The organism is Candidatus Methanoperedens nitratireducens (genome assembly GCF_900196725.1).
Classification (GTDB): domain Archaea; phylum Halobacteriota; class Methanosarcinia; order Methanosarcinales; family Methanoperedenaceae; genus Methanoperedens; species Methanoperedens nitroreducens_A.
Genome location: NZ_FZMP01000077.1, coordinates 1 through 13,838, shown reverse-complemented (window position 1 = coordinate 13,838; position 13,838 = coordinate 1). Strand labels below are relative to the sequence as shown.

Below are 13,838 nucleotides of genomic sequence, written 5' to 3'. Positions count from 1 at the left end.
CCGATTTTGAAGCACAGTAAAACAAAAAATTAAAAAAAAAAAAAAAAAAACGTTTTTAGTTATGCTGATTTATTTCATGCCGTTATACCGTAATTCCTAAACGCGAAGTTATATACTGCGCCTTGGATACAACTCCGATTGTATCAGAGCCGGCAAACACAAGCCCTACGAACTTGCCATCTTTATCTACAGACGAACCGCTGTCCCCGGCTTGAATGAACGGTTGATTGACGAGTATCTGGTCCCTGAATATTGCCCACTTAAAACTGGTATAATAGACTCTAACCGATGCTGACTGGGAGTAAACTGTATTTGAAGTAACACCGCTGGATCTCCCGCTTTTCCTCACCGTATCTCCTGTTGACACGGTTGTGCTTCCGCTTATTGTATAGAATCCATTATTAGTCGCGTTTAGAATGGATCCTTTATTTCCACTAACTGTTAAAGTAGCGATTGCTGCATCCGCATAGTTATTCGCAAAGAAGCTGTAGAATCTAATGGGTATATACCTGTAAAGCGTCCCTATTGAATTACTGCTTGATCCCCCATCGTATCCGCCGGGCTGCCATGCAGCAGTTCCGATCGGGACGAAGTTTGCATTGCTGTCCATTGCCAGGATATGCGCATTGCTTAGAACATAATTGTTACTGGTAACCAATCCGAGAGTCCCTGCTGAATTGGGAAATCTCGCATTACCCAGACTTATACCGCCAAATACAGGTCTTTGTGCACTTGTTCTCGAATATGTTGCCGCCGGGATTATGAGCGTCTCTGTTGCGGTTGTAGCTTGCAAAGCTTTTATTCTCCCTGTAACCACATGTTTTACGGAATAACCATCAAGGACTTTCGGAACTTTTCTGCTTACTTCCGGTTTCTCGATGTAAACGACGATTTCATTATTTACTTCATCCGCAGAAACCCCGGAAACTCCGTCAATATCAAACAATTTGTTTTCGTGCTTTTCTTTTACTTCTTTTATACTTGGTTGACTTGCCCCACTGGCTAATGATATAAATAATACCGAAATAGCCAGTAAGATTATAACATTCTTCACTTTTTCACCCCACAAAAAACTTTATTTTCCAATTGTGATACGTTCTCTGCCGTATCATCATAATATTTTAATTTATTCGTATATAAGTGTGACTATCGCTGTATGAGCTTGATGTGATACTTATGTCCGACCTTCTATTATTCGCTGGCATGGAACCGGATGAACGCCCTCAGTACAGATAAGTTAATCATTCCAGGGTGCATCCGGAAGGCGTTAGAATACCCAATGTAATTCATGCGGTCAATCCGATACAATAGATTAATAATATAATTACTCATTACAGAGTCAAGATATTCATGATACGAACACATTATTCAACACAGATTACCCCGGAAATGAACGGGGGCAGCGTCACGGTTTGCGGCTGGGCGCATGAGATACGCGACCTCGGTGGGATCACCTTCCTCGTAGTCCGGGACAGGGAGGGGCTCATCCAGGTAACGCTTTTTAAGAAGACGATAGACAAGAACGTACTTGATATCGTGCGAAACCTCTCGCGCGAATCTGTCGTGGCTGTTACAGGTAATGTCAAGAAAGAAGCAAAAGCGCCGAATGGTTATGAGATTGTCCCTGCGGCAGTTGCGGTGCTCGGAAAAGCCGAGTCCCCCCTGCCAATGGATACCACAGGAAAAGTGGATGCAGACCTCGATACGCGCCTGGATGCCAGGTTCATGGACATGCGGCGTCCGGGTACACAGGCAATCTTCAGGATACGGCATCTTATCCAGAAGAGCGTGCGTGAATTCCTTGGCGGGGAAGGTTTTATCGAGATCACGACACCAAAAGTCGTCGCAACCGCAACCGAAGGGGGAACTGCCCTTTTCCCGATAACGTATTTTGAACGCGAGGCTTTCCTTAACCAGAGCCCCCAGTTGTTCAAGCAACTGATGATGTCGGGCGGGCTTGACCGCGTCTTTGAGATAGGCCCGATATTCAGGGCAGAGGAACATGATACACGAAAACACCTGAACGAGGCGACATCTATTGATATTGAGGCAAGTTTCCTTGATAATGAAGATGTAATGGTCATCCTTGAGAACCTTGTTAAATATGTTTATTCAAGCGTTGCAGAGAACGGAGAGAGGTATCTGAAGACGCTCGGAGTAGAACCGAAAATCCCGAAAACACCTTTTGCGCGTGTAACCTACGACAAAGCCATCTCTATTGCACGGGATAACGGCGAAAAGATAGAATGGGGCGATGACCTTACCACGGAATCGGAGCACTCGATCGGGGAAACGGTAGGAGAGCATTATTTCATCGTTGACTGGCCCACGAAGATCAAGCCCTTCTATGTCATGCCTTACGAGAACAAACCCGAGATATGCCGTGCCTTTGATATGATGCACCCGCGCATGGAACTCTCCTCCGGGGCGCAGCGAGTACACTCATATGAATTATTACACAGCAGGATCACAGAGCAGGGGCTTAATGCTGACGGTTTTGAGTTCTATCTCAAGGCGTTCAGGTACGGCATGCCTCCCCATGCTGGCTGGGGTCTGGGCGCAGAGCGGCTGCTTATGACAATGCTGGGTGTCGAAAACATCCGCGAAGTGGTATTATTCCCGCGCGACAGAAAACGCCTTTCCCCATAAATTATTTAACTTAATAAGATATGTTTACCGTGCAAAAAGTCATGAGAGACCAAAACCTATTTGACTGATTTTGCTACTTATAGAGCAAGAGGGATACAGATGAGTACCGAAAGGGATATTATAATCGAGAGGCTTGAGCAAAAACTGGCTGCACGGGACAAGGAGAATGCAGAGACGCAGGAAAAGCTGCGGGAGTCCATTCTGATCGAGATGGAGAAGCGCTTTGCAGATAAGATTAAGCTGCGGGAGTCCACTCTCGATGAACTGAGGATGAAATTCACTGAAAAGGTGAACGACATTGTAGAGATGAACAAATCCCTGCGGGATTCCATACTTGAGCAGCAAAAGTCAGGAACCGATGCTCTCAAGGAAGCCGAGAACAGGATGAACAGGATCGAGCACAGGCTTATTGAACTCAACAGTTCCTACGACGGTGTCATGAAAGAGCTACTTGACCAGAAATCAATAGTCCAGGAGCTTGTAGTTAAAAAGAAACCAAAGGAAGAACCTCCGCTCAGAACGGGAAGAACGGAAGCTCCGAAAGAAGAGATAAAGCCGGCTGAGAAACCAAAACCGAAAGGTGAGTACATAATTGCCAGCAACTACTCGCCGAAGGACAGAAGAAAAGAGCAGCGGATAATAGAAGCAGATGATACCCCTCCTGTTGTAGCCGAGGATAAACCTGAGGGAAAAACGCAATTTAAGAAACCTGATGTCAAGAGGAGCGAGAGGTCGAAGGAAGGGGTTGAGATATATGAGACCCCTAAAAGAGGTAGATAAGTGCATATCAAGGAGATAGAACTTCAAAATTTCAAATCTTTCGGTAAAAAAGTAAAAATTCCATTCTTTGATGATTTTACGACCATTTCCGGTCCAAACGGAAGTGGTAAATCCAACATAATTGACGGTATCTTATTTGCCCTTGGCCTCTCAAACTCAAGGATAATGAGGGCTGAGAAACTGACAGACCTCATATTCAACGCAGACAGCGGGAGAAAGAACTTTGCCCAGGTGACCATACGCTTCGATAACAGGGACCGCGAAATGCCTGTAGATGCCGATGAGGTCGCAGTTACGCGCAAAGTAAGGCAGACCGAGTCGGGGTATTACAGCTACTATTATTTTAATGATACGCCAGTCAGCCTTTCCGATATCCATAACTATCTTTCCAAGGCGAAAATAACCCCCGAAGGTTACAACGTGGTCATGCAGGGGGACGTCACCCATATCATTGAAATGACGCCTACCGAGCGGCGCAAGATAATCGACGAGATAGCAGGCGTGGCAGAGTTCGACGATAAGAAAGATCAGGCTTTGAACGAGCTTGAGATAGTGCGCGAACGGATAGAGAGGGTCGATATCATACTTGCCGAGGTCGGCGAGCAGCTTATCAAGCTGCAGCAGGAGCGCGACCAGGCTTTGAAATACCAGTCTCTGCGGGATGAGAAGCGAAAGTATGAAGGATACGTCCTGCTGGCAAGGCTCAAGGATGCAAGGAACGAACTGGATAAGCTCACAGGGGAAATGCAGGACAGGGAAACTAAAAAAGAAGACCTCTCAAAACAGGTGGAGGAGCGCAAAAAGGAGCTTCGGAAGATCGAGGATACTCTTTTTGAATTAAACTCATTGATCATCCGGAAAGGCGAAGGCGAGCAGATAGCCCTGAAGAAAGAAATGGAATCCATCAAGGGCGAGATTTCCCGCTGTACAAGTACCATAGAGCTTGCAGAGAACGAGATAAATGATATCGAATCGCAAAGAAGGAAAGCCTTCCTGGATATCGACAGCAGCCAGGGCAAGATAGCAGAGCTTGCCGCAAAACTGAACGAAGAGAACCTGAGGAAAGAGACCGTTTCTGCCGAGCTTGATGATAAAAGAACGCAGCTTCTTGTTGTGCGGAGCAAGATAGCTGAAGTGGATACCCGGTTCGCAGGAACACGGGATAAGCTGGCTGAGTCAAAGCAGCAGCTTGAGACCATGAAAAATGAAAAGAACGAGCTCATGCGCGAGGAAGACCGCCTGCTTGATGCTATAAGGCGGAAGTCGTCGGAGGCGCGGGACATGGAGCTTGAGATACAGGACTCAGTTTCCAAGATAGGTTCCGCTGATCTTGATACCAGCAGCTCCAGAACGCAGATAGAGGAGATCAATGCAAAAAAGCAGGAGCTTGTTAAGGATTCACTTGACCTTGAGAAGAACAGGACTCAGATAAAAATGGTAGTGACCGACCTTGATAACTCACTTCGGCTCTTTCAGCAGGAGTACGCCAGGTCTGAAGCGCGGATAAAAGCCGCGGCTGAGATCAATTATAGCGAGCCTGTTGAGGCCGTCCTTCGCGCAAAGAAGAACAGGGAACTTCCGGGTATATACGGAACGATAGCGGAACTCGGGAAGGTCGATAAAAAATATTCCGTTGCTCTTGAGATAGCGGCAGGCGCCAGGATGCAGTCGGTCGTGGTTGATACTGATGAGGATGCCGCAAGAGCTATCGGCTACCTGAAAGAGCGGCGCCTGGGAAGGGTTACGTTCCTGCCTCTTAACAAAATGGAGTCCATGCCTTCGATGCAGAAAAAAGAAAAAGAAGGCATCATAGATTATGCTATAAATCTTGTTGATTACGATAAGAAGTTCACCTCCGTGTTCTGGTACGTTTTCAGGGATACCATCGTTTCAGACAGCCTGAGCACTGCAAGGAAGCTCATGGGCGGAAAGCGCCTTGTGACTCTTGAAGGGGATTTGATAGAGAAAGCGGGTGCAATGACCGGAGGCACGATAAGATCGAAATTATCATTTGCAAGCGGGGAAGAAGAGAACATTAAAAAGATCGCGGAGCAGATATCAGAGTACGAGGGAAGGCGTAAATCCGCGCTCAACAAATTAGAGAAATTTGAAGAGCACCTGTCTCATGTCAGGGACGAAGCCGCAAACTTCGATAAGGAGATCGCAAAGCTTGAGATGCAGATGGAAGAGATCAAGAGCAGGGGCACGCGGCTGGTTGAAGTCATTGAGACCAGGAAGAAACAGCTTGTTGAGATAGAGAATGCGCGCGTTGATATCAAAAAGCAAATGGACGGTATCGAAGAGGATAAGCGCGCAAAGGATGCGCAGATAAATACGCTGCTTGAGGATATACAGAAGCTTGAGGAGCTTTTGAAAGGCTCAGAGGTTCCTGAGCTCAGCAATAAAGCCTCAAAGATAGAGGAAGAAATTGACAGGCTTGAAGGGCGGCTCAGGGATATCGAGGCAGGTATCAACGCAGTCGAGCTTGATAAGAAGTATGCGCAGGCAAGGATAGATGAGACAAAAGAGCGGCTCTCGGAGCTTGATAATAAGAAGGGAGGGCACCGCGAAAAAATAAATTCCCTGCGCGAGAGGATAAAGACGCTGGAATCAGACCTCAAAGTGAAGAATATGAGGGAGAAAGAGCTTGGAGGGGAACTGCTGGAACTCCAGAACAAGCGGATGCGCGCCCGGAGCGAGGAGAGTACGCTCAAAGAGGAGCTTGAGGGTGTGCAGCGGCTGCTCGGCGATATAGAGAGAAATCTCCTGGCATTGCAATCAACAAAGGACGCGCTCACCGAGCAAATAATCGCCCTGGATAATGAGATAGCTGAACGCGGTTTGAACCGCGATGAAGAAGTACCGTCTTCTGAATCAATATCTTCACGTATAGCTGCTCTCACGCGTGCGATGGAGAAGCTTGAGCCGGTCAACATGAGGGCTATTGATGAATATAACGAGGTCGAGAACAGGCAGAAGGACTTAAAGTCGCGGCGCGACACGCTCTTCCATGAGAGGGAAGAGATAATGGTTCGTATAAAGAGATGCGAAGAGATGAAAAAAGAGGCGTTCATGAATGCTTTCAACGGCATAAACGACCAGTTCAAACAGGTATTCGCCGAGCTGTCGGACGGAACAGGCGAGCTTTTCCTTGAGAAGCCCGATGACCCGTTCTCAGGCGGGATGACGATAAAAGCCCAGCCGTCGGAGAAGACCCTTCAGCGTCTCGAAGCCATGTCAGGCGGCGAAAAGAGCCTGACCGCGTTATCGCTGCTGTTCGCCATCCAGCAGTACAGGCCCGCCCCGTTCTATGCTTTTGACGAGATAGATATGTTCCTTGACGGCGTGAACGCAGAGAAGGTGGCAAGGCGCATCCAGAAGGCTGCATCTAACGCCCAGTTCATCGTGGTCTCGCTGCGAAAGCCGATGATAGAAGCTGCAAAAAGGACGGTAGGCGTGGCGATGCAGGAGAATAATATTTCAAGCATTACGGGCATCCAGTTGAATTAAGGGGAACTGAAAAAGTTTCTGGATTTTTTGTAAGGCTGCTTTCTTTTTATTCAGCGTTTAGAACCTCATATATGGTTCTCAATAATTTCTCGGTCGTGTAAGGCTTTAGTAAAAAAGCGTTCATCGTACCTGCAGCTTTTGTTAATTTATCCTTTTCTGTTAATCCGCTTGCTGCAATGATTTTCAGCTCCGGATTGATTTCACGTAACTTCCGGCTGCCTGCTACCCCGTCCATGACCGGCATCATCATATCCATAAGAACAAGTTTGATTTTTTCCCTGTTTTGTTCGTACAATGCTATTGCCTCCATCCCGTTACTGGCTGTGAGCACTCTGTATCCATGTGTTCCCAGAGCTGAACTTGTGATATCACGAATCTGGTCTTCATCGTCAACAACAAGAATTAATTCTCCATGCCCTGTGGGGAGTTCACGGTACGTCTCCTCTGCTTTTTGTGTTTCAGTTGTTGTAATTGCAGGCAAATATACCCTGAATGTCGTTCCTTTTCCGACTTCGCTATATACATTTATAAACCCGCCGTGGCTTTTCACAATCCCAAGAGTGGTAGAAAGCCCAAGACCTGTGCCTTTGCCATGCTCCTTTGTTGTGAAGAACGGTTCGAACATCCTGTCCATTATCTTAGGAGGAATACCGGTCCCGGTATCCGTGACTGCAATTACGATATAACAACCAACCCTGGCCTCAATATTAATATGAGCGAAGTTCTCGTCAATGAAAATATTCTCGGCAGATATGCTCAGGATACCGCCATCAAGCATAGCGTCGCGGGCGTTCACGCAGAGATTCATCAGGACCTGGTGCAGCTGTGTGGCATCCCCGGAAATGGTACAGAGGTCTTTTTGTATGTCGGTCTTAATCTCAATGGATCTCGGAAATGTCTCTTTTGCTATCTGCCTTATTTCCGATACAAGGTGCGCTGTTTGAAGAGGTATGCGTTCACCCTCTACGCCTCGCGCAAATGACTGGACCTGCTTTATCAGGCTGGCTCCGCGCTGGGCGCTTCTATCGAGGATCTCAATCAGTTTCTGGCTTTCGTCGTCCGGGAACTTTTCCTTTAATAGGTCAAGTGACAGCATTATCGGCGCCAGAACATTGTTGATGTCATGTGCTATGCCTCCTGCAAGAGTGCCTATGCTCTCCATACGCTGCGCCCGCAGGAACTGCTCTTCAAGCTTCTTTCTCCCGGTTATATCAGTATTTATGACAAGTATTGATTTTGGTTTTCCTTTATTATCATGCATCAGGGTCCAGCGGCTTTCGACAGTGATCTTCCTGCCGTCTTTCGTTACATGGTGCAGCTCACCGCTCCACTCCCCCATCTCGATCACGCTCTTCTGAACTTCATTGGGTTGCGATGACTCTTCTTTCTTATACAAAAGCTCATTGACATTTTTACTTACGACTTCCTCTGCTGTCCAGCCATACAGACGCTGTGCACTTTTATTCCAGTAGGTGATGCTGCCCTCTAAATTCCGGACTAAAATAGCATCCTGTGCTTTATCGAGAAGGGCAGCTTGTTCTCTCATTCGCTCCTCAGACTCCTTGCGCTCGGTGATGTCTCTCACAACAGAGTGCACCTCCAACTTGCCATTGTGGGTAAAAGGAATTGCCACTACCTCCACATCTACAGGCGTGCCATCGAGTCGAAGCCATTTTTCTTCGATCAGAGGCACAGCCTCTCCTTTTTTTCCAGGCGGAACCGATCCTTGACAATTCCACAATAGTCTGGGTGTATAAATTGACGTATCTTTTTCCAATAAATTCTTCAGGATTTGCTGCTCCTAAAATTTTTGCAGCTGCTATATTGAAGTAAATAAATTCGCGCTGGTTGTGGACGATGATACCATCTGGAGAGGATTCCACGAGGCGGCGGTAGCGTTCCTCGTTTTCTTTCAGCGCATCGTCTGAACGTTTGTTCTCTGTAATATCCAGAAGGGATGCTACACTTCTTTTTGTTCCAGGGATCATAGCGATGGTCAGGAAAACATCCCTGATACTTCCGTTCCGGTTAATTAACCGGAACTCGTATTTGCTTGGGGCCAGCTTCGGGTCAACTCTCCGTCCATGGTGGTACTTTATCATTCTTTCCAGGTCTTCTTTTACAACAAATTCCGTCCAGCTTTTCTTACCCTCCACTTTCTCTCTGGAATAGCCTGTGAGTTTTTCAAACTCTTCGTTTGCCAGGGATATTTTAGTATCCTCTTCGATAACCACTGTAGCGGTTCCGGTGGTCTCAAATACCGTCCTGTACGTGTTCTCCGAATCTCTCAGTGCATCCTCCATACGCTTACGCTCGGAAATATCGCGAGCCACGGTCAGTGTGTAATTATTTTTTCCAAGGGAAACATAACTGATATTTATCTCTACAGGCAGTATCGTTCCGTCTTTACGCCTCTGCCGGCTTTCCAAAATCAGATATCCTTTTTCCTTAACCTCTTGCACATGTTCTTTCCAGGAAACATGATCCGGCAGGGTAGTTTCAATATCAGAAACTAGCATGCTAAGGAGTTCCTCACGCCTGTATCCCAGGCTGGTGCATGCTTTATCATTTACATCCAGGATACGACCTGTTTCAGGGTCACCAACAAAAATAGCGTCGTTTGACTGGTCGATGAGATTACGAAATAGCCGTAACCTCTCCTCAGCTTTCCTGCGCCCGGTGATATCGCGGATGATAACCTGCCCGCATGGTTTGTCATGGTAGGTAATCGGAGCAGCCGCAATCTCAACATTCAGAACAGTTCCATCAAGACGAATGAACTTTTCTTCAATCGGAGGAATGATTTTTCCATCTTTTACTATCTGCCGGATTTGCTCCCTTGCAATATCCCGGTGATCCGGATGTACAAAATCCATAACATTTTTTCCAATAAGTTGCCCGGGATTAACAGCACCGAAAAGTTCTGCTCCTGCAGGATTTATATAAGCGATCTTCCCCTCATTTTGGATGCCGATTGCTTCCGGGGAAAGTTCTACAAGATTACGATACTGCTCTTCGCTCTTGCGCAGCGCTTTTTGTTCGACTGCCATCAGTTTAGCCCTTAGTTGCATCTTCTGGAACCGTAAGATCAGGAATCCGACCATCGTCCCGGCTGCGATCATAACCAGGGTAGTACCTATACCAGCCTTTTTCTCTGCTTGCTGCGCCCTTTCGCTATAGATGGCGCTGGTATTGGTAATCATATCACTGAGAGTATTAAAACTCGGATCGACCCGCTCTATATCGAAAACTTCTGCTTTTTCAAAATCTCCCGCCATTATCAACCGGAACATTTCATCCATATTGGTTTCGAATTCAAGCTGGGTTTTACGAAGTTGCTTCAATCTCTCTTCGCCCGGATCAAGCAGCATTAATTCATCGAATGTTTGCGCTATCTGACTTTTAACCTGCTGTACTTCTACCAGTAATTTAGGATCAGGTTTCCGTCCGAACTGCCACTCCAGGGTATCCAGATGGTATGATTGCCCTTTAAGGCGGGATAGTAACAACTCTGCTTGTTGGCTCTTATCAGCATGTTGGTGGAGCGAAGCAATAGAAATAACAGCTATCAATGCTATCGTCAATGCGATGACGAGGATTGCCCACCCGGGGATTTGACTTTTATCTCTCATGAGCAGGCTCCTACTAAGAGTTTATCCTTAAATATACGGTTATACGACCTAACCCTGTCGATTTGAGGTCCTGGAGTTATACATCTCATAATAGACATTAATGAATTGAGGAAATATCCTGTATAGAATACGGATAAGAATATTGCCTGTGGAATTGGAGTATGGTTATTAAAGTAATTAAATTTGCCTATCGTTCATAGTGCTATTAACCAATAGAAGCAGGCTCTTTCGATAGTTTTATTAATACTTTTATAGTACTAAAATCAATTGTTATTAGTGGAGGTCAAATATGCAATTCGGAATGCCTGACGTATCCACTAAAAAGATAACTATTTCAGATAAGCCAGTATTATAAAGATTTTTAATGGTAGTTATTAGCATATCACTTTCAGGCACAGAACTAAAGGAATTCGATAATATCACGAATAAGTTGGGCTTCTCCAGCCGTTCAGATGCAGTACGTGAAGCTCTGCACAGATTCGTTGCCCAGAATAAATGGATAGAGCATATTGATAATGGTAGTCCGTTCATCGCTACTATTGTTCATGATGATAAGAGAGAGCAGCCAGTACACAACATAATCCACAATTTTAAAAATATAGTAAAGTCCGCCACCCATACACATTTTGATGACAAGTGCGTAGAGTGGGTGATTCTTCAGGGAGATAATGACAGCATCAAACAGTTTGTAGAACACATATCAGCAATAAAGGATGTTATGATCTGTCGTTGTTCCGTCTAATTTTTATTAACTTTCAGCCAGTTTCTTAGCACAATCTACTTTTAAAAGCGTGTAATACAGGTCTGTATGGTTGAGCTAAAGGATATTGAGTTAGAAATCAGAGGCATGGACTGCCCTTCCTGCGCCAAGAACGTGGAAAATGCGGTCAGGAAACTGAACGGTATTGGTGAGATAAACGTGGATTTCATTATTGGTAAAGCAGCTATAAAGTATGACCCGTCCCTCACCAACACATCAGAAATCAGAGAGGCGATTGAAAAAGCCGGATATGCCGCTCTTGAAGATGGGAAGGATGATTACGAAGTAATCTGTTCCTCATGTTCAACCGATATTTTTGAGGAAAAACTTCCTCTCTGGAAACAACGGAATATACGTATTATAGCACTTTCGTCCGTGTTACTGGTTCTTGGGCTTTCCATGGAATACGTAACGGGATCGACAGCTTTATCTCACATTCTCTTCCTGTTCGCAGGAGTAATTTCAGGATACAGCATAGCTAAAAAGGGCATATCTTCTCTCCTGAAAAAACGCCTTGATATGAATTTCCTGATGACAATTGCTGCTGTTGGTGCTTTCTCCATCGGCTACGGGGAAGAGGGAGCATCTGTGCTTTATCTGTTCTTTATTGCCGAGTTTTTAGAAGGTTATGCAAGCGAAAGGGCGAGGAAATCTATTGGGTCACTTGTCAAACTTGCGCCTGATACTGCCATTGTAATAAGGGATGGAAAAGAGGTCAACGTACATGTTCATGATGCGAATATCAATGATATTACAGTTGTCAGACCAGGTGAGAAAATACCGCTTGACGGCATTGTGATTAGCGGGGAATCGAGTGTAAATCAGGCCGCGATTACTGGTGAATCGATGCCAGTTCATAAAGAGATAGGCGACCCTGTCTATGCGGGAACGCTTAATGAGCACGGATATCTTGAAATAAGAGTTTCAAAAATGTCTGAAGACACGGTACTTTCAAAAATCGTCAGGCTGGTTGAGGAAGCTGAACGAAAAAAATCCACAACCGAGAAGTTCGTTGATAAATTTGCCCGCTATTATACCCCTGTGGTGATCTTCCTGGCAGTGGGTGTGGCGACTGTTCCAAACCTTGTTTTCGGTAAGCCTTTTGATGAATGGCTTTACAAAGCCCTGGTTCTTCTGGTCATTTCCTGCCCCTGCGCCCTTGCCATTTCCACGCCTGTCTCCATGGTATCGGGAATAACAGGTGCTGCTAAAAATGGGGTCTTAATAAAAGGAGGAAATTACATGGAGGAAATGGCAAAGGCAAAGGTATTTGTTTTTGATAAAACCGGCACCTTAACTGAGGGAAGACCGGTGGTAACAGATACGATAGAAGTTAATAACTATTCATCCGGGGAGATTCTTGAGACAGCCGCATCCATAGAGGCATTATCCGAACATCCGCTGGCAAAGGCTATCGTTTCAAAAGCCAGAAACGATAGAGGGAGTCTAAAACCTGTCAGTGGTTTTAAAGCTACTCCAGGCAAAGGTGTAAAAGGAGTTATAGACAGAAGCACCTATTGTATAGGTAGCCCTGCTATGTTTTCCGAGCTATCAATTCCATTCCCGGATGAAAAAGTCAGGGAGCTTGAAAGTGATGGTAAAACTGCAATTCTTATAGGGAACAAGGAATGCATGGGAATTATTGCAATCATGGATAAGGTAAGGGATGCTGCGCCTGAAACCATAAGCATGCTAAAGAAGAAAGGGATGAGGGTGGTGATGCTGACTGGCGACAATGAACGGATTGCAAGATCAATAGCAAGTCAGCTTGGGATTGATGAATACCGTGCAGGCCTTCTTCCTGAAGATAAGGTCAGGATTGTTGAAGAACTGGACCGGAAATATGGTAAAGTTGTAATGGTAGGTGATGGAGTGAACGATGCACCTGCACTGGCAGTGGCGACTGTAGGCATTGCGATGGGTGCTATAGGTAGCGATGTTGCACTTGAGACCGCTGATATAGCGTTAATGCATGATGATATATCAAAGCTTCCTTATTTATTTGAGCTTAGCAAAAAGACATTTGGGATAATTAAAGAGAACATCTTTTCTTCAATCATGGTAAAAGGAAGCTTTGCTGTTCTTGCATTTCCGGGCATAGTGACGCTCTGGATGGCAGTTGCGTTTGGAGATATGGGTCTTTCTCTGCTTGTGATAGTAAATGCTATGCGTCTGGCGGTGTTAAAGCCTGGGCATTTTTAGGAAAATATAATGAGCCGAAAGAACATACCCGGGATTGTCAAGGCGGACCCGATAAAAATTCGCGTTTGTAAAGTTAGAAATCAGACGGTTAAAAGAGAATATCTCATGGTATGAGCAAAAGGCTATTATCAATAGATACGCGGTTAACAGCTATTTGAGGGCAAATGCGTAAGTCTTAAAAGTAATTAAATTTGCCTATCGTTCATAGTGCTATTAACCAATAGAAGCCGGCTCATTAAAAAGCTTTATTAATAATCATTATATTTGAAGGAGTACAGGCACTATCCCATAATCCAGTTATGAAT

Annotated in this window: 8 protein-coding genes; 5 read left to right on the top strand and 3 right to left on the bottom strand. The window is 45.5% G+C overall.

Annotated features, from left to right (window positions below):
- Positions 1-82: 82 nt before the first annotated feature.
- Entirely contained in the window at positions 83-1,054 is a 972-nt protein-coding gene (locus MNV_RS05985; protein WP_143311661.1) for a chymotrypsin family serine protease, read from the bottom strand.
- Positions 1,055-1,350: 296 nt separating this feature from the next.
- Between MNV_RS05985 and aspS the strand changes: the two genes are divergently transcribed.
- The 3 genes from aspS to smc all read left to right on the top strand — a co-directional run bounded on the left by aspS (position 1,351) and on the right by smc (position 6,939).
- Positions 1,351-2,649: an aspartate--tRNA(Asn) ligase gene (gene aspS / locus MNV_RS05980; protein WP_096204439.1), complete on the top strand. Its 1,299-nt coding sequence runs from the start codon at positions 1,351-1,353 to the stop codon at positions 2,647-2,649.
- A 99-nt stretch (positions 2,650-2,748) separates the two neighbouring features.
- The gene (locus MNV_RS05975) at positions 2,749-3,429 is read left to right on the top strand and encodes a hypothetical protein (protein ID WP_096204438.1); all 681 of its coding nucleotides are present in this window, start codon (positions 2,749-2,751) and stop codon (positions 3,427-3,429) included.
- Positions 3,430-6,939: a chromosome segregation protein SMC gene (gene smc / locus MNV_RS05970; RefSeq protein WP_096204437.1), complete on the top strand. Its 3,510-nt coding sequence runs from the start codon at positions 3,430-3,432 to the stop codon at positions 6,937-6,939.
- A gap of 46 nt (positions 6,940-6,985) precedes the next feature.
- Here the strand turns inward: smc and MNV_RS05965 are convergent, their stop codons facing one another.
- Both MNV_RS05965 and MNV_RS20570 read right to left on the bottom strand, forming a co-directional pair.
- A complete protein-coding gene (locus MNV_RS05965) occupies positions 6,986-8,485 on the bottom strand; it encodes a hybrid sensor histidine kinase/response regulator (protein ID WP_096204436.1) in 1,500 nt (499 codons plus the stop codon).
- Between the two features lie 7 nt (positions 8,486-8,492).
- Positions 8,493-10,571 (bottom strand): PAS domain S-box protein, encoded by a 2,079-nt coding sequence (locus MNV_RS20570; protein ID WP_096204435.1) that lies wholly within the window; start codon positions 10,569-10,571, stop codon positions 8,493-8,495.
- 364 nt (positions 10,572-10,935) lie between these two features.
- Here MNV_RS20570 and MNV_RS05955 point away from each other — a divergent pair, with 364 nt between their 5' ends.
- Positions 10,936-11,313, top strand: a complete 378-nt coding sequence (locus tag MNV_RS05955; RefSeq protein ID WP_096204434.1) for a CopG family ribbon-helix-helix protein — start codon at positions 10,936-10,938, stop codon at positions 11,311-11,313.
- A gap of 66 nt (positions 11,314-11,379) precedes the next feature.
- Positions 11,380-13,533, top strand: a complete 2,154-nt coding sequence (locus MNV_RS05950; protein WP_096204433.1) for a heavy metal translocating P-type ATPase — start codon at positions 11,380-11,382, stop codon at positions 13,531-13,533.
- The last annotated feature ends 305 nt before the right edge of the window (positions 13,534-13,838 follow it).